This window comes from Piscicoccus intestinalis NBRC 104926 (assembly GCF_001515525.1).
GTDB lineage: Bacteria > Actinomycetota > Actinomycetes > Actinomycetales > Dermatophilaceae > Kineosphaera > Kineosphaera intestinalis.
Map to the genome: position 1 here is coordinate 1 of NZ_BCNQ01000083.1, position 20,386 is coordinate 20,386.

19 protein-coding genes are annotated in these 20,386 nt (G+C 72.2%); 17 read left to right on the top strand and 2 right to left on the bottom strand.

Going from position 1 to position 20,386, the window contains the following annotated elements; all coding sequences use genetic code 11:
• The 13 genes from prmC to PINTE_RS13515 form a co-directional block, all read left to right on the top strand.
• A partial coding sequence (gene prmC, locus PINTE_RS13455; protein WP_157087245.1) for a peptide chain release factor N(5)-glutamine methyltransferase occupies positions 1 to 822 on the top strand: 822 nt, incomplete at its 5' end.
• A gap of 195 nt (positions 823 to 1,017) precedes the next feature.
• A complete protein-coding gene (locus tag PINTE_RS13460; protein ID WP_068431555.1) occupies positions 1,018 to 1,728 on the top strand; it encodes an L-threonylcarbamoyladenylate synthase in 711 nt (236 codons plus the stop codon).
• A gap of 9 nt (positions 1,729 to 1,737) precedes the next feature.
• Positions 1,738 to 2,856: an MraY family glycosyltransferase gene (locus PINTE_RS13465; protein WP_068431558.1), complete on the top strand. Its 1,119-nt coding sequence runs from the start codon at positions 1,738 to 1,740 to the stop codon at positions 2,854 to 2,856.
• A gap of 155 nt (positions 2,857 to 3,011) precedes the next feature.
• Positions 3,012 to 3,446, top strand: a complete 435-nt coding sequence (locus tag PINTE_RS13470) for a hypothetical protein (protein WP_068431561.1) — start codon at positions 3,012 to 3,014, stop codon at positions 3,444 to 3,446.
• Positions 3,443 to 3,700 carry an AtpZ/AtpI family protein gene (locus PINTE_RS13475; RefSeq protein ID WP_068431563.1) on the top strand — a complete coding sequence of 86 codons (258 nt, stop codon included), beginning with the start codon at positions 3,443 to 3,445 and terminating at the stop codon, positions 3,698 to 3,700. Before PINTE_RS13470 ends, PINTE_RS13475 begins: the two co-directional genes overlap by 4 nt.
• A gap of 103 nt (positions 3,701 to 3,803) precedes the next feature.
• Positions 3,804 to 4,613, top strand: a complete 810-nt coding sequence (gene atpB / locus PINTE_RS13480) for a F0F1 ATP synthase subunit A (protein WP_084343586.1) — start codon at positions 3,804 to 3,806, stop codon at positions 4,611 to 4,613.
• A gap of 102 nt (positions 4,614 to 4,715) precedes the next feature.
• A complete protein-coding gene (locus tag PINTE_RS13485; RefSeq protein ID WP_068431565.1) occupies positions 4,716 to 4,925 on the top strand; it encodes an ATP synthase F0 subunit C in 210 nt (69 codons plus the stop codon).
• 38 nt (positions 4,926 to 4,963) lie between these two features.
• The gene (locus tag PINTE_RS13490) at positions 4,964 to 5,653 is read left to right on the top strand and encodes a F0F1 ATP synthase subunit B (RefSeq protein WP_373280161.1); all 690 of its coding nucleotides are present in this window, start codon (positions 4,964 to 4,966) and stop codon (positions 5,651 to 5,653) included.
• Complete coding sequence (locus PINTE_RS13495; protein ID WP_068431567.1) at positions 5,653 to 6,465, top strand: F0F1 ATP synthase subunit delta; 813 nt, start codon at positions 5,653 to 5,655, stop codon at positions 6,463 to 6,465. Before PINTE_RS13490 ends, PINTE_RS13495 begins: the two co-directional genes overlap by 1 nt.
• A gap of 106 nt (positions 6,466 to 6,571) precedes the next feature.
• Positions 6,572 to 8,212, top strand: coding sequence for a F0F1 ATP synthase subunit alpha (atpA, locus tag PINTE_RS13500; protein ID WP_068431569.1), 1,641 nt, complete (start codon positions 6,572 to 6,574; stop codon positions 8,210 to 8,212).
• 102 nt (positions 8,213 to 8,314) lie between these two features.
• A complete protein-coding gene (locus tag PINTE_RS13505; protein WP_068431571.1) occupies positions 8,315 to 9,214 on the top strand; it encodes a F0F1 ATP synthase subunit gamma in 900 nt (299 codons plus the stop codon).
• Positions 9,215 to 9,228: 14 nt separating this feature from the next.
• A complete protein-coding gene (gene atpD, locus PINTE_RS13510; RefSeq protein WP_068431574.1) occupies positions 9,229 to 10,704 on the top strand; it encodes a F0F1 ATP synthase subunit beta in 1,476 nt (491 codons plus the stop codon).
• A gap of 239 nt (positions 10,705 to 10,943) precedes the next feature.
• Positions 10,944 to 11,789: a WecB/TagA/CpsF family glycosyltransferase gene (locus PINTE_RS13515; protein ID WP_068431575.1), complete on the top strand. Its 846-nt coding sequence runs from the start codon at positions 10,944 to 10,946 to the stop codon at positions 11,787 to 11,789.
• 850 nt (positions 11,790 to 12,639) lie between these two features.
• Here the strand turns inward: PINTE_RS13515 and PINTE_RS13520 are convergent.
• Positions 12,640 to 14,040, bottom strand: a complete 1,401-nt coding sequence (locus PINTE_RS13520; protein WP_084343587.1) for a glycosyltransferase family 4 protein — start codon at positions 14,038 to 14,040, stop codon at positions 12,640 to 12,642.
• 467 nt (positions 14,041 to 14,507) lie between these two features.
• Between PINTE_RS13520 and PINTE_RS13525 the strand changes: the two genes are divergently transcribed.
• Positions 14,508 to 15,773 carry a malectin domain-containing carbohydrate-binding protein gene (locus PINTE_RS13525; RefSeq protein ID WP_068431578.1) on the top strand — a complete coding sequence of 422 codons (1,266 nt, stop codon included), beginning with the start codon at positions 14,508 to 14,510 and terminating at the stop codon, positions 15,771 to 15,773.
• Between the two features lie 149 nt (positions 15,774 to 15,922).
• Here the strand turns inward: PINTE_RS13525 and PINTE_RS13530 are convergent, their stop codons facing one another.
• Positions 15,923 to 16,768 (bottom strand): polysaccharide lyase family protein, encoded by an 846-nt coding sequence (locus PINTE_RS13530; RefSeq protein ID WP_157087247.1) that lies wholly within the window; start codon positions 16,766 to 16,768, stop codon positions 15,923 to 15,925.
• A 131-nt stretch (positions 16,769 to 16,899) separates the two neighbouring features.
• Between PINTE_RS13530 and PINTE_RS22780 the strand changes: the two genes are divergently transcribed.
• The 3 genes from PINTE_RS22780 to PINTE_RS13545 are packed head-to-tail and all read left to right on the top strand — an operon-like array spanning position 16,900 to position 20,059.
• The gene (locus PINTE_RS22780) at positions 16,900 to 17,652 is read left to right on the top strand and encodes a hypothetical protein (protein ID WP_068431591.1); all 753 of its coding nucleotides are present in this window, start codon (positions 16,900 to 16,902) and stop codon (positions 17,650 to 17,652) included.
• On the top strand, positions 17,649 to 19,118 hold the full coding sequence (locus tag PINTE_RS13540) for an O-antigen ligase family protein (RefSeq protein ID WP_068431594.1): 1,470 nt from the start codon (positions 17,649 to 17,651) through the stop codon (positions 19,116 to 19,118). The genes PINTE_RS22780 and PINTE_RS13540 overlap by 4 nt, the downstream gene beginning before the upstream one ends.
• Positions 19,115 to 20,059, top strand: a complete 945-nt coding sequence (locus tag PINTE_RS13545; protein ID WP_068431597.1) for a glycosyltransferase family 2 protein — start codon at positions 19,115 to 19,117, stop codon at positions 20,057 to 20,059. The genes PINTE_RS13540 and PINTE_RS13545 overlap by 4 nt, the downstream gene beginning before the upstream one ends.
• Positions 20,060 to 20,386 lie beyond the last annotated feature (327 nt).

Consider the following 20,386-nt stretch of genomic DNA (forward strand, 5'->3'; position numbering starts at 1 on the left):
GGCGTGCCGAGCCCGGCCGCCGACGCCGCGCTGCTCGCCGCGCACGCCCTGCGCGTCGAGGTCTCCGAGCTGCACCGGCGCGCCCTGCTGGGCGCGCCTGCGCCCGACGGTCTCGACGCCCTCGTCGCCTGGCGCGCCCAGCGGGTGCCGCTGCAGCACCTCACCGGCCACGCCCACTTCCGCCGCCTCGACCTGCGCGTCGGCCCCGGAGTCTTCGTCCCGCGCCCCGAGACCGAGGTGCTCGTCGACCTCGCCCTGCGTGACCTGGCGCGCCCGGTCAGCGAGCGGGACGGCGACGCAGACGACGCCGGCCCGCTCGTCGTCGACCTGTGCACCGGCTCCGGGGCGATCGCGCTGGCCATCGCGCAGGAGCACCCCGGCTCCCGGGTCGTGGCGGTCGAACTGGCGCCCCCGGCCGCGGACTACGCCGCCGCGAACATCGCCCGCGCCGCGCTGGACGTCGAGCTGCGCCGCGGCGACGCGGTCGAGGCGTGCCCCGACCTCGAGGGGCTCGTCGATCTCGTGGCCAGCAACCCGCCGTACGTGCCCGACGACGCGGTGCCGATCGACCCCGAGGTGCGCGACCACGACCCGGCGGCGGCCCTCTACGGCGGCCCGGAGGGCATCGAGCTGCCGCTGCGCATCGCCGGCCGCGCCGCCACGCTGCTGCGGCCCGGCGGCGTGCTCCTCATGGAACACGGCGAGCGGCAAGGCGATTCGCTCCTGACCGGGCTCGCCGCCGACTCCCGCTGGATCGAGGTGACCGACCACCTCGACCTCACCGGCCGCCCCAGGGTCGTCCGTGCCGTCCGCGCCGCCTGACCCGGGCGCAGGCCCTGCGCCCGTCCGCATGCTGGGCGTCGCGCTCGCAGCCGCGCGTCGCGGCTACAGCCGCAACGGTGAGCGACAACCGCGACGTCGAGTCGGGGGCGGTGCAGCGCGGGCGCCGGCGCCACGCGTCGCGGCAGGTCGCGCCGCTGCGGGCGGCTACCGGAGGCCGCACCTAGACTCGCGGGTATGAGCTCGGTCATCGACTGCTCCGGTCCGGACGCCCTCGCCGAGGGAACGCGGTTCGCCGCCGCGGCGCTGCGTCGCGGCGAGATCGTCGTGCTGCCGACCGACACGGTCTACGGCGTCGCGGCCGACGCGTTCAGCGCCCCGGCCGTGCAGCTGCTGTTCGAGGCCAAGGGCCGCGGCCGCGACGTGCCGCCTCCGGTGCTCGTGCCCGAGCCGCGCACTCTCGACGGGCTGGCCACCGACGTGCCCGCCTACGCCCGGCGCCTCGTCGAGGAGTTCTGGCCGGGCCCGCTGACCGTCGTGCTCCAGGCGCAACCCACCCTCTTGTGGGACCTCGGCGAGACCAACGGCACCGTGGCCATCCGCATGCCCGACGACGAGGTCGCCCTCGCCCTCCTGCGGGAGACGGGTCCGCTGGCCGTCACGAGCGCCAACCTGCACGGCCAGCCGGCGGCCCTCAGCGCCGCGGACGCCAAGGAGCAGCTCGGCGAGAACGTCGCCGTCTACCTCGACGGCGGCCCGGCCCGCGGGGGAGTGGCCTCGACGATCGTCGACTGCACCAAGGAGCGCCCGATCATCCTGCGCCGCGGCGCGATCGAGGACGCCGACGTCTACGCCGCCGCCGACCCGCCGCAGGCAGACCCGAGCGCGGAGCCAGACCCCGCCCCGGCCTCCGACGCCACCGACCCGCCGCGGCCTGCGCGGCCGTAGGGCGGGCGGATGCGGGAGTACTTCTTCATCGCCGTCGTCGCGGCCGTGCTGACGTACGGCACGACGCCGGGGGTGCGTCGCCTCGCGGTGCTCCTCGGGGCGGCGACGCCGGTGCGGGCCCGCGACGTGCACACCCATCCCATCCCGCGGCTCGGCGGGCTCGCGATGCTCGTCGGCTTTCTCGGCGCGGTGCTCGTCGCGAGCCGCCTCGAACACCTCAGCGGCATCTTCGAGTCGCTGGAGATCCGCGGCGTCGTCATCGGCGCGGTGCTCGTCACGCTCGTCGGCGCGATCGACGACGTGCGCGAACTCGACTGGCTCACCAAGCTCGCCGGTCAGATCATCGCCGCCGGGGCGATGGCGTTCTTCGGCGTGCAGCTGCTGTCGGTGCCGCTGTTCGGGGTGACGGTGCTGCCCGGGCCCGTGCTCGTCGGCCTCACCGTGCTCATCGTGCTCGTCACGACGAACGCCGTGAACTTCATCGACGGCCTCGACGGCCTGGCCGCCGGCATCGTCGCGATCGCCGCCCTGGCGTTCTTCCTGTACGTCTATCAGCTCTCCTACACCTACGATCCGCCGAACGTCATCTCCACCGCGACGTTCATCACGGCCGCGACCCTCGGGGTGTGCCTGGGCTTCCTGCCGCACAATTTCAACCCCGCCCGGCTGTTCATGGGCGACGCCGGGGCGCTGCTGCTCGGCCTGCTGCTGGCCGCGGCCACCGTCTCCATGGTCGGCAACATCGACCCCTCGGCGCAGGTCACGCCGAACGCCCAGGTGGCCCTGTACCTGCCGGTCGTGCTGCCGCTGGCGATCATGTCGATCCCGCTGCTCGACATGACGCTGGCCGTCGTGCGCCGCACCCGCCGCGGCCAACGCCCCTGGCAGCCCGACACCCAGCACCTGCAGCACCGCATGATCGGCATCGGGCACAGCCACCGCCGGGCCGTGCTGCTCCTCTATCTGTGGGCGGCGATCGTCGCGTTCGGTGTCGTCTCGTTCGCGTTCGTCGACGGCTTCTGGCCGATCGTCGGCATCGCCCTGGCCACCGCCCTGGCGATCGTGCTCACCGCCTACCTGCCCGGATGGCTCAACCGCCGCCATCCCGTGCGCCGCACGCCCCGCTAAGCTGGGCGAGCGGCTGACGCTCCAGACCGCTTGTGATAGCGTTCACAAGCGGCATCGAGGGCACGTTGAATGGCCCCTGCCGCGCATCGCCGGAGGCGGTGCTGCCTAGTCGTCGGGCCGAAAAGCCCACTCCGAGGTCACATCGAAAGGTGCTCATGACGGCCACCGAAGCCCGCGGGCCGCTGCCCGCGATGTTGCGTGGTGGTGCCGTCGTGACCCTCGTGGTCGGGCTCCTCGTCAGTTTGGTCCTGGCCGTGACCACCGGAGTCGGTGCCGCGCTCAACGCCGCCGCCGCAGCTCTCGTCGTGCTCGCCGTCTTCGCGGTGGGCGTGCTCGCGCTCGCCGCGGTGCTCGGCTCGGGTGACCCGCGGCAGACCTCCTCGATCGCCATGGTCGGCGCGTTCGTCGTCTACGGCGGGCAGCTGATCGCCCTCACCGCGCTGGCGCTGCTGCTGCACGACCAGCCGTGGATCGACCGGCTCGGGATCGCCGCCGGCGGCCTCAGCGCCGTCGTCGCCTGGCAGGTCGGCCACATCGCCGGGTTCGCGCGATCGCGCACGTTCCTGCTCACACCGCAGGTGAGCCGATGAGCGCGCGCACCCCCGACCGGTCCGGCGACGGCCCGGCCCGCCCGCAGCCGCAGTCGCCCCAGGAGACCGCGCCCTCGGGAGATCGCATGGGCGCCACCATCACTGCCTACATGGTCACGGGCCCCGTGCTGTACGCGCTGCTGGGCTGGCTGGCGGACCGCTGGCTCGGCACCGGTTTCCTACTGCCGGTAGGCATGTTGGCCGGGATGGCCTTGTCCCTGTATGTCGTCTGGCTCCGGTACGGTAAGCCATGACCGGCCCCGGCCGACCGACGACGGTGCGCCCCGGAGCCCCGTGCGGGGGCGCCGACGGCCCTGCGGACACACACGCTGACGTTACGAGCTGCAAGGAGAAGCTGTGAGCCCGATCATGCTGGGGGCACTGGCGGCCGCCGAGGGCGGCGAGGGTCACTTTCCGCCGAAGGTCTCCGACTTCTGGCAGCCGTTCTGGCACATCACCGACGGGTTCGCGATCACGCGCCCGATGATCGTCGCGTTCCTCGTCTTCGCGGTGCTCTCGCTGCTGTTCGTCGCGGTGGCCAAGCGCGCCAGCGTCGTGCCGAGCAAGGGCCAGTGGGTCTTCGAGCAGCTCTACGACTTCGTGCGCAACTCGATCGCGCGCGACATGATCGGCACCCATGACTTCCTGCGCTTCGTGCCGCTGCTGTTCGCGCTGTTCAGCTTCATCCTGCTGAGCAACCTCGCGGGCATCATCCCCGGCATCCAGATGCCGGTCATGGCGCGGGTCGGCTTCCCGATCGCGCTGACCCTCATCGTGTACGTCGTCTACCACTGGGTCGGCATCAAGAAGCAGGGCGGCTTCGGCTCCTACATCAAGTGGATGATCCCCCCGGGCATCCCCGGCTGGCTGCTCCCGCTCATCATTCCGCTGGAGTTGATGACGTATTTCATCACGCGGCCGCTCACGCTCGCGCTGCGACTCTTCGGCAACATGTTCGCCGGCCACATGCTCCTCGTCGTCTTCATCGTCGGCGGCTGGGAGCTGTTCACCTCCGGCAACATCGGCTACACGATCGTCGCCCTCCCCGCCTGGATCATGGCGTTCGTCATGACCGCCTTCGAGATCCTCGTCCAGGCCCTGCAGGCCTTCGTGTTCACCCTGCTGGCCGCCTCCTACATCGCCGGTGCCCTCGCCGACGACCACTGACCTCCGCGCCTCGAGCGCGGTGACTTCACAACCGAATAGCCCATCTGCACGTGCCGGGCGGACCCCCCGTTTCGGACAACGAAAAACGAAAGAGGCAACAACGTGACTGGTGACGTCACCCTCATCGGCTACGGTCTGGCTGCGATCGGCCCCGCCATCGCCGTCGGTCTGATCTTCGCGGCCTACATCAACGGCGTCGCTCGCCAGCCCGAGGCCGGCAACCTGCTGCGCCCGATCGCCATCCTGGGCTTCGCGCTCGCCGAGGCGCTCGCGATCTTCGCGCTGGTGCTCTTCTTCATCCGACTTTCCTGACCACACCTGGCCGATAGGCCGACGCACGAGGAGACACAGTGCAGCCCATCGCCGCATTGACGGTCGCCACATCGGCGGCCGCGGATCCGGAGGCCAACGCGCTTCCGATCCTTCCTTACCTGCCCGAGCTGATCATCGGCCTGATCATCTTCGCCCTCTACTACCTGATCATTCGCAAGTTCGTCTTCCCCGCCGTGGAGAAGATGTACAGCGAGCGCAAGGCGGCCATCGAGGGCGGCATGAGCAAGGCCGAAGACACCCAGCGTGAGGCGGAGAAGGTGCTGCGCGAGTACCAGGCGCAGCTCGCCGACGCGCGTGATGAGTCGGCGCGCATCCGGGAGGACGCCCGCGAGCAGGGTGCGGCGATCATCGCCGAGATGCGCGAGCAGGCCCAGGCCGAGGCCGACCGGATCACGACCAACGCGCACAAGCAGATCGAGGCCGAGCGCTCGCAGGCGTTCGTCTCGCTGCGCTCGGAGGTCGGCCGGCTGTCCACCGACCTGGCCAGCCGCATCGTCGGCGAGTCGCTGCACGAAGAGACCCGTCGCACGGGCATCGTCGACCGCTTCCTCGCCGAGCTGGAGTCGGGCACCATCCGCCCGACCGCGCACGGCCAGGGCGACTTGCACGGCTCGGGCGGCCCGGGCGACTCGGGCGGCTCGGTCGGTGAGGCGGCGCCCGCGCGCAGCGGGGCCACCGCGCTCGGCGACGGGCAGGAGACCTCCTGATGTTGGGCGTGTCCCGAGCGGCCCACGCGCAGGTGCGCGCCGCCCTGCAGGGGGCGCTCGACTCCGGTGCCGACTGGGCCGCGCTCAGCGACGAGCTCTTCGGCGTGGTCGACGCGCTCGACTCCAGCCACATGCTGCGTCGCGCGCTCGGCGACCCCTCGCGTTGGCCCGCCGACAAGCGGGCGCTCGCGAGGCGGTTGCTCGAGGGCAAGGTGCAGCCGGCCACCCTGGGCGTCGTCGACGAGGCGGTCTCGCAGCGCTGGGCGCAGGAGCGTGACGTGCCGGCGGCGCTGGAGCAGGCGGCGGTCGAGACGCAGGTCGCGATCGCCGAGGCCAGCGGCCGGGCCGACGACGTCGAGGAGCAGCTGTTCCGGTTCGAGCGCCTGGTCAGCGCCACGCCGGAGCTGCGCGAGGCGGTCAACGACCGGCAGCTGCCGGGCGAGCGCAAGGCCGACCTCGTGCGATCGCTGCTCGCCGACAAGGCCCAGCCGGAGACGGTGCGCCTGGCCGTGCGGGCCGCGACGCACCCGCGCGGGCTGCGCTACACCGAGGCGATCGAGGGCTACCTGGGGGTCGCCGAGCGGCGCCGCCAGCAGCTGTCCGCGGTCGTCACCGTCGCCGAGCCGCTCACCGCGCAGCAGCACGAACGCCTCGCGGCCGCGCTGGGGCGCATCTACTCCCGGCCGGTCGTGCTCAAGGTGCTCGTCGACGAGCACGTCATGGGCGGTATCCGAGTCCAGGTCGGTGACGAGGTCATCGACGGCACCGTCATGCGCCGCCTCGACGAGGCGCGGCGCCTCATGGGCTCCTGAACCTAACTTCACAACTGTGTGTGGCCGGCGCACCCGCGTCGACACCCCCGATCGATCACGTGTCGACGCGGCCGCCGGGCCGCAGACGTAGACGAGGAGACGACAAATGACGGAGTTGACGATCCGTCCGGAGGAGATCCGGGACGCGCTGGACGCGTACGTGAATTCCTACGACCCGCAGACCGCCTCCCACGAAGAGGTGGGCCGGGTCGTCGACGCATCCGACGGCATCGCCCACGTCGAGGGCCTGCCCTCGGCCATGACCAACGAGCTGCTGGAGTTCGAGGACGGCACGCTCGGTATCGCGCTGAACCTCGACGTGCACGACATCGGTGTCGTCATCCTCGGCGACTTCAGCCGCATCGAGGAGGGCCAGCGGGTCAAGCGCACCGGCGAGGTGCTCTCGGTGCCCGTCGGCGACGGCTACCTCGGCCGCGTCGTCAACCCCCTCGGCCAGCCGATCGACGGCCTCGGCGACATCGACTCCGTCGGCCGCCGCGAGCTGGAGCTGCAGGCGCCCAACGTCATGATGCGTAAGTCGGTGCACGAGCCCCTGCAGACCGGCATCAAGGCCGTCGACTCGATGATCCCGATCGGCCGCGGCCAGCGGCAGCTCATCATCGGCGACCGCCAGACCGGCAAGACGACGGTCGCGGTCGACACGATCATCAACCAGAAGCAGAACTGGGACTCCGGCGACCCGACCAAGCAGGTGCGCTGCATCTACGTGGCGATCGGCCAGAAGGGCTCGACGATCGTCAGCGTGCGCGGCACCCTCGAGGAGGCCGGTGCGCTGGAGTACACGACGATCGTCGCCGCCCCCGCCTCCGACGCGGCGGGCTTCAAGTACCTCGCGCCGTACACCGGCTCCGCCATCGGGCAGCACTGGATGTACGACGGCAAGCACGTGCTCATCGTGTTCGACGACCTGTCCAAGCAGGCCGAGGCGTACCGCGCGGTGTCGCTGCTGCTGCGCCGCCCGCCTGGCCGCGAGGCCTACCCGGGCGACGTGTTCTACCTGCACTCCCGGCTGCTCGAGCGCTGCGCCAAGCTCTCCGACGACATGGGAGCCGGGTCGATGACCGGGCTGCCGATCATCGAGACCAAGGCCGGTGACGTCTCGGCGTACATCCCGACCAACGTCATCTCGATCACCGACGGCCAGATCTACCTGCAGGCCGACCTGTTCAACTCCAACGTGCGGCCCGCGATCGACGTGGGTGTCTCGGTCTCCCGGGTCGGTGGTGCCGCGCAGATCAAGGCGATGAAGAGCGTCGCCGGCCGGCTCAAGCTCGACCTCGCGCAGTTCCGCGCGATGGAGGCGTTCGCGATGTTCGCCTCCGACCTCGACGCCGCGTCGCGCGCGCAGCTCGCCCGCGGCGCCCGCCTCGTGGAGGTGCTCAAGCAGCCGCAGGCCTCGCCGTACCCGGTCGAGAAGGAGGTCGTCGCGGTGTGGGCCGGCACGACCGGTCAGCTCGACGACGTGGACGTGGCCGACGTGCGCCGCTTCGAGGCCGAGTTCCTCGACTTCGTCGGGCGCGAGCACGACGGCATCTTCTCGACGATCCGCGAGACCGGAAAGCTCGAGGACGACACCGAGAAGTCGCTCGAGGAGGCCGTGTCGGCCTTCAAGAAGCAGTTCAAGGCCGGGCAGAACGACTCTCTCGTGGGCACCCCGACCGACGACCCGGTCGAGGCGCACGAGGACGACGACGTCGACCAGGAGAAGATCGTCCGCCGCAAGTAGCGCGCCGGCGCGCCGGGGCGGATGGTTCGGCACTCCACCGCACCACCGCCCCGGCGCCCCGCCACCGCAGAACCACCCGACACGGCCAGAGAGGCGAAAACTATGGGAGCGCAGATCCGGGAGTACCGGCAGCGCATCCGCTCCGTGACGTCGATCAAGAAGATCACGCGCGCCATGGAGCTCATGGCGGCGTCCCGGGTCGTCAAGGCGCGGCAGCGCGTCGAGGAGACCACCCCGTACGCGCAGGCGATCACCCGGGCGCTGTCGGCGGCGGCGTCGCACTCCGACGTCGAGCACCCGATGACCACCGAGGCCGAGAACCCGCGCCGCGCAGGCGTGCTCATCCTCGTCAGCGACCGCGGGCTCGCCGGCGCGTACGCCACGTCGGTGCTCAAGGAGGCCGAGCAGCTCGCCGAGTACCTGCGCGGGCAGGGCAAGGAGGTCGTGCCGTACCTGTACGGGCGCAAGGCGATCAGCTTCTACAAGTTCCGTCGGCGCGAGTTCGCGGCCTCGTGGGAGGGCAACACCGACTCCCCGAAGCTGGAGCTGGCCCACGAGATCGCCGACCGGCTGCTCGAGGACTTTCTCACCGAGGGCGACGCGGGCCTCGACGAGGTGCACGTCGTGTACACCCGGTTCCGCACGATGGTCACCCAGGAGCCGCGCAGCCTGCGGATGCTGCCGCTGGAGATCGTCGAGGCGGACGAGACCGACGGCCACCACGAGCTGCTGCCGCTGTACGAGTTCGAGCCGAGCGCCGAAGAGGTGCTCGACGTCGTGCTCCCGCAGTACGTGCGGCACCGCATCTACAACTGCATGCTGCAGGCGGCCGCCTCCGAGCTCGCCGCGCGCCAGCGCGCGATGAAGTCGGCGACCGACAACGCCGAAGAACTCATCAAGACGTACACCCGGCTGGCCAACCAGGCGCGCCAGGCCGAGATCACCCAAGAGATCAGCGAGATCGTGGGCGGGGCCAACGCCCTCGCAGACGCGAAGAAGTAAGGAGCACCGCCGACATGAGCACCCAGTTCGCCGACGAGGCGCAGGCCGAGACCCACTCCGGCGGTGGCCGCGGGCGCCTGTCCCGCGTCATCGGCCCGGTCGTCGACGTGGAGTTCCCCGTCGACTCGATGCCGGAGCTGTACAACCTCCTCTACACCGAGGTCGACCTCTCCGAGGAGGGCAGCGAGTTCGAGGGCAAGAAGCGCATCAACCTCGAGGTCGCCCAGCACATCGGTGACAACCTCGTGCGAGCCATCTCGCTGCAGCCCACCGACGGCCTCGTGCGCGGCGCCGTCGTCGTCGACACCGGCGGCCCCATCACGGTGCCCGTCGGTGACGCCACCCTCGGCCACGTCTTCAACGCCACCGGCGAGTGCCTCAACCTCGAGGGTGACGAGAAGCTCGAGGTCTCCGAACGCTGGGGCATCCACCGCCCCGCGCCGGCCTTCGACCAGCTCGAGAGCAAGACCCAGATGTTCGAGACCGGCATCAAGGTCATCGACCTGCTCACCCCGTACGTGCAGGGCGGCAAGATCGGCCTGTTCGGCGGCGCGGGCGTGGGCAAGACCGTGCTCATCCAGGAGATGATCGCGCGAGTCGCCCGCGACCACGGTGGTGTGTCGGTGTTCGCCGGAGTCGGTGAGCGCACCCGCGAGGGCAACGACCTCATCGTCGAGATGGAGGAGACCGGCGTCCTCCCGCAGACCGCGCTGGTCTTCGGCCAGATGGACGAGCCGCCGGGCACCCGCCTGCGCGTCGCCCTGTCGGGCCTGACGATGGCGGAGTACTTCCGCGACGTGCAGAACCAGGACGTGCTGCTGTTCATCGACAACATCTTCCGGTTCACCCAGGCCGGCTCGGAGGTCTCCACGCTGCTGGGCCGCATGCCCTCGGCCGTGGGCTACCAGCCGACGCTGGCCGACGAGATGGGCGTGCTGCAGGAGCGGATCACCTCGACCCGCGGTCACTCGATCACCTCGATGCAGGCGATCTACGTGCCGGCCGACGACTACACCGACCCGGCTCCGGCGACGACGTTCGCGCACCTCGACGCGACCACCGAGCTCTCCCGTGAGATCGCGTCGCTGGGTATCTACCCGGCGGTCGACCCGCTGACCTCGACGAGCCGGATCCTCGACCCGCGCTACATCAGCCAGGACCACTACAACACCGCGGTGCGCGTGAAGTCGATCCTGCAGAAGAACAAGGAACTGCAGGACATCATCGCGATCCTCGGTATCGACGAGCTCTCCGAGGAAGACAAGATCCTCGTCAACCGGGCCCGCCGCATCCAGCGGTTCCTCTCGCAGAACACCTACGTGGCCAAGCAGTTCACCGGCATCGAGGGCTCGACCGTGCCGCTGACCGAGACCGTCGAGGCGTTCGGCAAGATCTGCGACGGCGAGTACGACGAGGTTCCCGAGCAGGCCTTCTTCATGTGCGGTGGCCTCGACGACGTCGACCGCCAGGCCAAGGAGCTGGAGCGCTGACGCGACTGCGACCGCTCGACGCGCGCTGACAGGGGCGGCCCCACCTTCGGGTGGGGCCGCCCCTTCGTTGTGTCTGCACACCCGTCTTGGACGTCTGTCATGCGAAAGCATTTGTGACAGAAGCAAATTCAGCGCCTACCATGTGAATCGGAGGGTCGGGCGGGGGATGCTGCGACCCCTGGGGGGTGGGCCGGAGTGCCCGGCCGGAGCCGTCGCGTGTCATAGGGAGCGCCGTTCACATGAGCACACCTCACCAGGCCGATCACGCCAGGGCGCGGGGGCTGCGCCGCGGACGCCACGCCGGAGACTGCTCGGTCTCCAGCAACGACGTCGTCGTCGAGCGCTGGGAGCGCGAGCCGCTCCTCGAGCGCGTCGCGGCCCACCTGCGCGGACCCGCCGGCCCGCCCGGCCCCGACCGGGCGCCGGCCGTCGCCATCGGTTCGGTCAACCTCGACCACTTCACGCACTTCGGCCGTGGCCGCCTCGACCTCGCCAACGAGCCCGAGCGCACCGGCGTCGATTGGGTCATGCTCGCCGACGGCGCGCCGGTCGCGTACCGGGCCAAGCTGGCCACCGGCCGCGAATGGCCGCGCCTGACCGGCGCCGACCTGCTGCCCGACCTGCTGCGATGCGCCCAGCAGGCGGGCGCCAGCGTCGGCTTCCTCGGCGGCGCCCCGGCCGTGCACGAGGCGTTGCGGGAGGTCGTCGCCCGTGACTTCGGGGGCGTCGACGCGGCCTTCTGGTCGCCCGAGCGATTCGAGATCGACTCGCCGACCGGCTCGGTGCGGATCGCCCACGAGATCCGCGAGCGCGGCGTCGACCTGCTGACGGTGGCGCTCGGCAAGCCGCGCCAGGAGCTGTGGATCCAGCGCTACGGGCGGCTCACCGGCTCCCGCGTGCTGCTGGCGTTCGGGGCCTCGGCGGACTTTCTCGCCGGGCGGGTGGAACGGGCTCCGCGGTGGATGCAGGACAACGGCCTCGAGTGGGCCTACCGGCTGCGGCAGGAGCCGCGGCGCCTCGCCCGGCGCTACCTCGTCGAGGGCCCGCCCGCGCTGACGCGCATCGCCCGTACCAGGGAGTTGTAGGCCGGGCGCGCCGTTTGGGTTGGCCGGCGTCGGGTGAGCGGCTGGCGACCCGGTTGCCGGTCCGTTGGGGGTTGCCCGGCGTCGGGTGAGCGGTTGGGACCCGGTTGCCGGGCCGGCAGGGGTTGGCCGGCCGCGGTCGGGCGGCTGTTGCGACCGCTTTGCCGGTCCACTAGGGGTTGGCCGGCGTCGAGTGAGCGTTCTGACCGGTTTGCCGATCCGCTAGGGTTGGCCGGCGTCGGTCGGGCGAGCAGTTACAACCCCTTTGCCGCTCCTTCCGGACGGTCCGAGACGAAAATGGCATACACACTCGGATCCGCCGACCCGCGACGACCTCGTGACCTGCCGTGATGCCCGCCGCCGACGGCCGCGGAGGCGAGTACGTAAGCCAACTTCGTCTCGACCCGGCGGCGGCCGGTGCTCCGGCGGTCCCGGGTGGCCGACCCGGTCGGCCGGGCCGGCAGGGGTTGGCCGGCCGCGGTCCGGGCGGCTGTTGCGACCGCTTTGCCGCTCGTCTCGGCGGCCGAAGACGAGAATCGCTTACACACTCGTATCCGCGCGCCAGTGACGAGCTCGTGACCTGCGGTGATGCCCGGTGGCGGCGGCCGTGGAGGCGAGTATGTAAGCCATCTTCGTCTCGACCCGGCGGCGGCCGGTGCTCCGGCGGTTCCGGGTGGCCGCTGCGAGGTCTCTGGGGAGCCGTTTAGACGATCGGTGCCGGAACGACGCTGTGATCAGCGGCGTGGACCCATCCACCCCGACGGCTTGGGCCGGCCGAACGACGTGATCAGCGGTGTGGCCCGTCGCGACGGTCGGGGCACGCCCCAACGCCGTGATCAGCGGTGTGAGCCGGCTACCGGGCGGCGCCTTGGGCCGCTTGGAGGAAGCGGGCGGCGGCGGGAGCGGTGGTCTCGGGGGTGAAGCCGGCCAACACCGCCTCCCGCCCGGCCGCGCCCAGGCGGGCCCGCAGGTCGGGGTCGGCGGCGAGGGTCGCGATGGCGTCGGCGAGGCGGTCGGCGCGGCCGGCGGGCACGACGGCGCCGTGCACCCCGTCGGTCACCAGCTCGTTGACGCCCGCGATCTGCGTCGTGACGACCGGCAGCCCGGTGGCCATCGCCTCCATGAGCACGACCGGCAGCCCCTCGGAGAAGCTCGGCAGCACGAACACGTCGGCCCAGCGGTACAACTCGGGCAGGAAGTCCTGGCCGAGCGGGCCGGTGAGCGTCACCTCGGTGAGGCCGCGGTCGCGCACCGCCGCGGCGAGATCGTCGCGCAGCGGCCCGGCTCCGACGATGCGGGCGTCGACCTCGACCCCGCGCTCGCGCAGCGACTCGATCGCGTCGAGGAGGATCGATGGGCCCTTGGCCGGCACCAGGCGCCCGACGTCGAGGAGCCGCAGCGGTCCGTCGTGGCCGCGCGGGGCCGCCGGCGGATGGTAGGTGTCGGCGTCGACGCTCATGTGCACGACCTGCAGCTTGGGCCAGTGCTCTGGCTCCACGAGGGTCATGAGCTGACTGCGGCAGAAGTCGGTGATACACGACACGCCGTCGGCGTCACGGGTCTTCGCGGCCAGGTCGACCGCCTCCACCGCGTCGAAGCCGGTCGGTCCGTGCATCGTGAACGACCAGCGCCAGCCGGCCTGCTCACCCTCGACGTCGGCGCCGAGCGCGGCGGTGTGGCGCGCGACGTCGGAACCGACGTTGACGAAGTGGGCGTGCACGTGCCGCAGCCCCCGCGCGCGCAGGTGGTGCAGCAGCACGACCGCCTCGAGGAAGTAGAACACCTGCCACAGGCGCGCCTTCGGTGAGCGCGGGCCGGTGCGCAGGGCCCGCGCCAGGCCGGCGAACCACGCACCGGGGTTCTCGCGCAGCAGCCGGACGTGGGCGCGCCAGACGGTGCGACGCAGCCGGGGGTCGCCGATGAGCGCCGTCGTGTGCTCCGCCTCCGCGCGCAGGCCGTCGGTGATGAGCTGCTCGCTCGGGGTGGGCCGCACCGTGAACGTCTCGACCCGCACGCCCGCCGCGCGCAACCCGGCCACCTCGCGCTCGATGAACGTGTGCGAGAGCGCGGGGTAGCGGCTCACCAAGTAGGCGACGCCGTCGGGGGCACGACCCTCGCCGGCGCGCGGCTCGAAGGTGCCTTGAGCGTGCGCCCGCGCGTCGGCGGTTGTGCCGGTGTGGGCCTGCGCGGCGGTGGGGGTGCCGACGCGGGTTTCGGCGGGGCTGTTCGCGCGGGCCGGGGCGGGTCGGGTCATCGCTGCCTCCTCGCGGCGGTGGGTGTCATGCCTGGTCACAGGGTCGGGTCGGGGTAGGCGGAGGTGCTGAAGGGCTCAGGAGCGCGCGCCCGCGGACGATCAGCATGCGTGGTGGCCGGTCGCCGCGCGGAATGCGGCCCGGCCGCCCTGGCGCGTCGAGCCCCGCGCGCGCCGCGTTCCATGACTGGCACGCCTGCGCCCCCGGGCTCCCGCCTGCTGGTGATCCCGCGGCCCCGGCACGCGCAGGCACGAGGAGGGATGGGGGGACGATGCTCGCGCGCGCTCGCGTCGTATCCGTCGGGTGGTCCGCACTGCGGCCCGCTGTGAGGCCCGCGATGAGGCCCGCAGCGAGGCCGGCAGCGAGGTCGGCAGCGAGGCCGGCAGCGAGGCCGGCAGCGAGGCCGGCAGCGAGGCCGGCAGCGAGGTCGGCAGCGAGGCTGGCAGTGAGGCCCGCAGCGAGGTCGGCCGTGTGGTCGACGATCGTCGCGGCGTTGGCCGTCGCGCTGGTCGTCGTGCCGGGAGTGTCGGCGCAGGCCGCGCCCGACCAGCTGCGCATCAACGCCCGCTGGACGAGCGTCGTCGACGGCGCCGGTCGCACGTGGGCGGGGCGCACCGGCTTCGCCGGCCCGGTCAACCGGTCCGACGGGCTGGCGGGCAGCCCCATCGCGGGCACCGACGACGACGTGCTCTACCGGTCCAACCTGTGGGGCATGACGAGCTTCGGGCACGTCGTCGCCAACGGCGACTACCGGGTGCGGCTGCTCATGGCCGAGGACTACCACTCCCAGCCGGGCCGGCGCGTGTTCGACGTGGCCGCCGAGGGGCGCACGGTGCTGGCGGGGGTCGACATCATCTCCGCCGTCGGGGCGCGCGCCACCGCCTACGACCGGGAGTTCACGACCACGGTCGCCGACGGCTCCCTCGACCTGACGTTCACCGCGACGGCCGACAAGCCGCTCGTCAGCGCCATCGAGATCGTCCGCCTGCCCGGCGGATCCGCGACCGACGACCCGCAGGGCGGGCAACCGACGAGCCCGACCGTCCAGGCCCTGGCGACCGAACCCGACGTCTCCGGAGGCGGCCTGACCCCCACGCTGCGCGACGGCGTGCTGACCGCCCGCGCCGGGGCGGGGGACTCGCGCTCGGAGGTGTTCTGGGGCACCGCCTCCGGTGGGCGCTTCAAGCTGACCCGCGGCACCACGGTCACCACTCAGTTCCAGGTGCGTCACCACTTCGCCGACCCGCAGACCGGGCGCGCGCCCGACCCCTCGACCTGGCACACGATCTTCCAACTGCACGGCCCGACGCTGACGGAGACCTGGCCCTCGCCGCCGGTGACGCTCTCCTGGCAGGACGGCGGCTACCGGGTCGGCGGCGGGGCGGTCGTGCCCACCGCCTCCGGCTCGACGACGAATCAGGGCAGCTGGTTTCCGTGGAGCTGGCCCGCGCCCGACGACCAGTGGCGCACGATCACCGTGACGACGTACCTCGAAGGTCCGGGCCGGGGCTGGGTGTCGCTGTCGATCGACGGCCGGGCCGCGTTCACGCGCTGGAAGCCGCGGGCCGGCACGATGTACACCGACTCCGGCGCCTACTCCCACCGCATGATCACGGTGAAGACCGGGCTCTACACCGGCACCGCCTCCCCGACCTGGGACCGCTGGGTGCAGCAGCGCAACGTCTCGGTGCGCCTCGAAGGCCGCCAAGGCCCGACCACCGCCGTCCTGCGCTGACCACCCCCGCCGCCACCCTCCTCCTTCGACTCCGCCTCCCATCTGGCCGAAGGCTGCCCTATCGGTCGAGGGCTCGTGCTGTAGCCCTAGCCCTCGGCCGAAAGGGCAGCCTTCGGCCGGGGTGCGGGGGCGGGGGCGGGGGTGGGGGGTCATGGAGTGGTGGGGGTGTTTGGGGTACTCGGGGCCGTGCGGGCGGCCTGCTGCGCCGGCGGGGTGGCACGGGTGATGTCACAGCTCATCGGGGAGAACGTGACCACCCGGCGCTCGCTGTTGCGGCTCTTGTCGTCGTTGCCCGTGTACAGGCCCGACTTCATCGTCAGCCAGGCGTGCGAGGGGTACATCGTGCCCGACGCTGGATGCCACGCCTTGACGACGTGCGCGCCATCCATCCACGCGTCGACCCGCGCCTTGTCGCGATGTTGCGACACAAGGATGTCGAAGTCCCAGGTCACGGTCTTGCCGTCGACGAACGGGGTGAACGGTTTGTAGTACTCGGCGTAGCCGTCCTCGCGGCCCGCGCCGCCGCCGATGCGCCAACTGCCGCCACGCACGTGCAGGTTGAGCGGGGGAGCGGGCCACCACCCCTCCTTGTTCGGCCCGTGCAACTGCCAAAGCACCTGCCAGATGTCGCGGTCGGCGCCCGTGCCGCCCAGGTGCGGGCCGATCTGCAGCCGACACCGGAGCCGGTCGCCCTCGCCGACACGCAGACGCGGGCCGTTGGGCGAGTTCCAGAAGAACTCCGAGCGATACTTCGGTTCGACGGGCAAACCGGCCGGCACCTCCGCGTGCACCGACGAGCCCGTCCACCACGGCTGCAGCGCGCCGTTCTGGCCCTCGCGGGTACCCATCGTCAGCTGCACCGGCGTGGCGCCGGGCGCGCCCGGGCTCGAACTCGCGCCCGAGGGCTGCGGCGAGGTGGTCGGCGTCGATGTCGTTGGTGCCGTCGGTGCTGGCGGCGGGCCGCTGCACGCGGCGAGCAGACCGAGCGCGGTCACCGCCGCGACACCCGCGCCCCGCTTGAGAAACCCACGAACTCTCGTCACCCCGGCCCCGTCCTGTTCTGTATTCGCTTCCCCATCAACTACATTCGCATGCGGGGCGGAAAATACGTAGCAAGGGGCGGGTTATGAGTGTGCAACAGTCCACTCGTCGGGCCACCGGGCAACGGGGGCTGTGGCGGCGGCTGACGGCGACGTTCGCGGCGATCGTCGCGGTCGTCCTCGGCGCGGCGGCCGGCGCGGCGATCGGGTTGTCGGTGCTGGGATCGACGGTCGTCGCCGAGTCGCGGCTCGTCGTCGGCGACCAGAGCGTGCGGGCCCAGAGCGTGCCCGGCTACGCGCTGGCGACCCAGCAGCTGGCGGCCACGTACGCGCGGCTGCTCGGCGCCACCGAGGCCGAGGGCGTGACCGCCTCCCCGATCCCGGACTCGGCGATCATCCGCGTGCAGGCGCAGGGGCCCGACGAGGCCAGCGCGGTGTCGGCGGCCGACGAGGCCGCGGCCCGGCTCATCAAGACCGCGAATCAGGCCCGCAGCGCCGCCGAGGACCAGGCGAGTTCGGCCGCGTACCTGCGCGCCCGGGAGCGGCTGCGGGCCGCGCAGACCCGAGCGACCGCCGCCGCCGACGGCTCCCGAGCCCGGGCGGGTGCGGCCGACGACCAGGTCGAGCTCGCGCAGGTGCGCGTCGACGCGGCGGCCGAGGCGCTGCGCGAGGACGTGCGGGCCTCGCTGAGCAACAACGCCGGCGTCAGCGTCGTGCAGCGCGCCGTGGCGACTCCCGACGCGCTGCCGCGGGCCGGGCTGCTCGGCGGGTTCGCCGGCGGCGCGGGCGTCGCGCTGCTCATCGCGGCCGGCGTCGTCATCGCCCGCGAGCGACGGTGAGCCGCAGCGAGACCGACCGGCTCCCCGGTGCCACCCGACGCGCCGGTGAGCGGGTGCCCCTGTACGTGCACGTGCTCACCCTGGCGGTCGCGGCGCAGTTCGTCTCCGGCAGCAGCGACCGCTACGGCATGCCGCTGCCGCCCGACCGGGTGCTTCTCGCGCTCGGCCTCCTGCTCCTGCTGATGCACCCCGATCTGCGCCGGGGCGGGCTGCGGCTGCAGGGCATTCACGTGCTCATGGCCGCGGTCGTCGCGTGGTGCATCGGATCGATGATCTGGTTCGGTCCGCTGAACGACCCGGCCGCGATGTTCGCGCTGCTCGACGCGATCGGGGTCATCCCGTTCGCCCTCTTCCTGCTCGCGCCGCTGGTCTACGCCACCCGCGCCCGCCGCCACGTGCTGCTGCGCGCGCTGACCGCGCTCGGCTTCTACCTCGGTTACGTCTCGGTGGCCCAGGGGCTGCACCTGTACTCGCTCGTGCTGCCTCCGGGCATCGTCGACCCGTCGCATCCGCACTTCGGGCGAGCGCTCGGCCCGTCGCTGCAGGTCGCCAGCAACGGGCTGGCGCTGCTGGCGTGCACCTACCCGTGCGCCGTCTACGCCGCCCGATCCCGCGGGCTCCGTAGGGTGTTCGGCGCGGTCGCGGCCGCCCTGTGCGTCGCGGGCGCGTTCTTCACGCTGACCCGCTCGATCTGGCTGGCCCTCGTGCTCGGCGCCGGCGCCGTGCTCCTCGCCGAGCGGCGCGCCCGCGGCCCGCTGCTGGTCGTCGGGGCGCTGGCGGCGGTCACGGTCGTCGGGGTGCTCAGCGTCGCTCCGGCACTGCAGGGTTCGGTCACCGAGCGGGCGCAGACGTCGCGCTCGGTGTACGACCGGCTCAACGCCAACGCCGCGGCCGTGCGGGTCGTGCTCGCGGAGCCGATGCAGGGTGTCGGACTCAACCGCTTCCACGAGGTGGAGAGCGACTGGGTCTGGCAGAACCCGGAATACCCCATCACGAACATGGGGATCGACGTGCACAACGTGCTGCTCGGGCACGCCGCCGAACTCGGGCTGCCCGGCGTGACGATGTGGCTGCTCACCCTCGCGTACGCCGGGCTCGCGGCCTGGCGCGGCCCACGGCTGCGCGACGGACCGCTGCAGGACTGGCGCGTCGCCGCCCTCGCCTACGCCGTCGCCTGGTGGACGGTGGCGATGCTCGTGCCCATCAAGTACGCCTTCCCGACGACGATGCTCTGGCTCGGCCTCGGACTCGTCGCCGACCACCGCCGCCTCGGCTGGCAGCGCCTGCCCGGGGTGGAGGCGGGCCCGCCCCCGCCGGGTGGCGGCCCGCCTCCGGGTGAGGGACCGGCTCCCGACTCCGCACCGCCGGCCCGCCGCGTCGACTGGACGGCGCGTCGGCACGCCCGCGACGCGAACGACTTGTCGCACACGACTGACACATCCGACCGAAACGAGGTACGCGCATGAGTCGCCGCTACGTGATCATCTCTCCCTGCCGTGACGAGGAGGACTACCTGCGCCGCACACTGGAGTCGGTGGCGGCCCAGAGCGAGCCGCCCGCGTGCTGGGTGATCGTCGACGACGGCTCGACCGACCGCACTCCCCAGATCATCGAGGAGTTCGCCGAAACGCACTCGTACGCGCGGGTGCTCACGCTGCCCCCGCGGCGCGAACGGGTGTTGGGGCCGGCGGTCGTGCACGCCTTCGACGCCGGGGTCGCGACGATCGACCTCGACGACTTCGACTACGTCGTCAAGCTCGACATGGATCTCGACCTGCCGTCCGGCTACTTCGCGGGGCTCATGGACGCCATGGAGGCCGACCCGCGGCTGGCCAGCGTCAGCGGCACTCCCTGCGTGCGCTCCGGCGGGGAGCTCGTGCCCGAACGGGGCTCGGGTGAGATCACGGTCGGGATGAGCAAGTTCTACCGGGTGGCGGCGTTCCGCGACATCGGCGGCTTCGTGCCGGTGCTCATGTGGGACGGCATCGACTGCCACGCCGCCCGCGTCAAGGGTTGGCGCGCACGGGCGCTCGACGACGAGGCGCTGCGCTTCGAGCACCTGCGCCCGATGGGTTCCAGCGACCGCGGGCTGCTGCGCGGCAAGCGCCGACACGGCCGCGGGCAGTACCTCATGGGCGCGCACCCGGTGTTCTTCGCCGCGAGCGTGCTGGCCCGCGCGGCCGACGAGCCGCGCGTGCTCGGCGCCGCCAACATCGCCGCGGGATATCTGGGCGCCCTGCTGCGCCGGGAACCCCGCTCACAGGGCGCCGAGTTCCGCCGGCAGCTGCGGCGCTTCCAGCTCGAGTCGCTGGCCCTCGGCAAGGCGTCGGCGGTAGCCCGCTGGGAGGACCGCCAGTCCGCCTCCTGGCACCCCGACGCCCGCCCCGCCCGCGCCAACGCCCGCTAGAACGCCCGCCTCAACGCCCCCTCAACGCCCGGCCCAACGCCCCTCAACGCCCGGCCCAACGACCGTGAGAACTGCGTGTCGTGACGAGGACTGCGGTTCGTGCCGCAGTCCTGAGCGTGATACGCAGTTCTCAGGGACGTGGATCAGGGACGTGGATCAGGGACGTGTGTCGGGGCGTGGGTCAGGGGCGTGGGTCAGGGGCGTGGGTCAGGGGCGTGGGTCAGGGGCGTGGGTCAGGGGCGTGGTCAGGGACGCTCGGCCGGGGCGGGGCGGGGCGGGGCGGGGCGGCCGAGGCGATGGTCGACGCGGCGCACGCGGCGGCGCCAC

Coding starts and splice junctions, on each gene's coding strand:
- PINTE_RS13505 (WP_068431571.1), top strand. CDS start 8,315: ATGGGAGCGCAGATCCGGGAGTACCGGCAGCGCATCCGCTCCGTGACG.
- atpD (WP_068431574.1), top strand. CDS start 9,229: ATGAGCACCCAGTTCGCCGACGAGGCGCAGGCCGAGACCCACTCCGGC.
- PINTE_RS13470 (WP_068431561.1), top strand. CDS start 3,012: ATGACGGCCACCGAAGCCCGCGGGCCGCTGCCCGCGATGTTGCGTGGT.
- PINTE_RS13515 (WP_068431575.1), top strand. CDS start 10,944: ATGAGCACACCTCACCAGGCCGATCACGCCAGGGCGCGGGGGCTGCGC.
- PINTE_RS13475 (WP_068431563.1), top strand. CDS start 3,443: ATGAGCGCGCGCACCCCCGACCGGTCCGGCGACGGCCCGGCCCGCCCG.
- PINTE_RS22780 (WP_068431591.1), top strand. CDS start 16,900: ATGAGTGTGCAACAGTCCACTCGTCGGGCCACCGGGCAACGGGGGCTG.
- atpA (WP_068431569.1), top strand. CDS start 6,572: ATGACGGAGTTGACGATCCGTCCGGAGGAGATCCGGGACGCGCTGGAC.
- PINTE_RS13495 (WP_068431567.1), top strand. CDS start 5,653: ATGTTGGGCGTGTCCCGAGCGGCCCACGCGCAGGTGCGCGCCGCCCTG.
- PINTE_RS13465 (WP_068431558.1), top strand. CDS start 1,738: ATGCGGGAGTACTTCTTCATCGCCGTCGTCGCGGCCGTGCTGACGTAC.
- PINTE_RS13520 (WP_084343587.1), bottom strand. CDS start 14,040: ATGACCCGACCCGCCCCGGCCCGCGCGAACAGCCCCGCCGAAACCCGC.
- PINTE_RS13460 (WP_068431555.1), top strand. CDS start 1,018: ATGAGCTCGGTCATCGACTGCTCCGGTCCGGACGCCCTCGCCGAGGGA.
- PINTE_RS13545 (WP_068431597.1), top strand. CDS start 19,115: ATGAGTCGCCGCTACGTGATCATCTCTCCCTGCCGTGACGAGGAGGAC.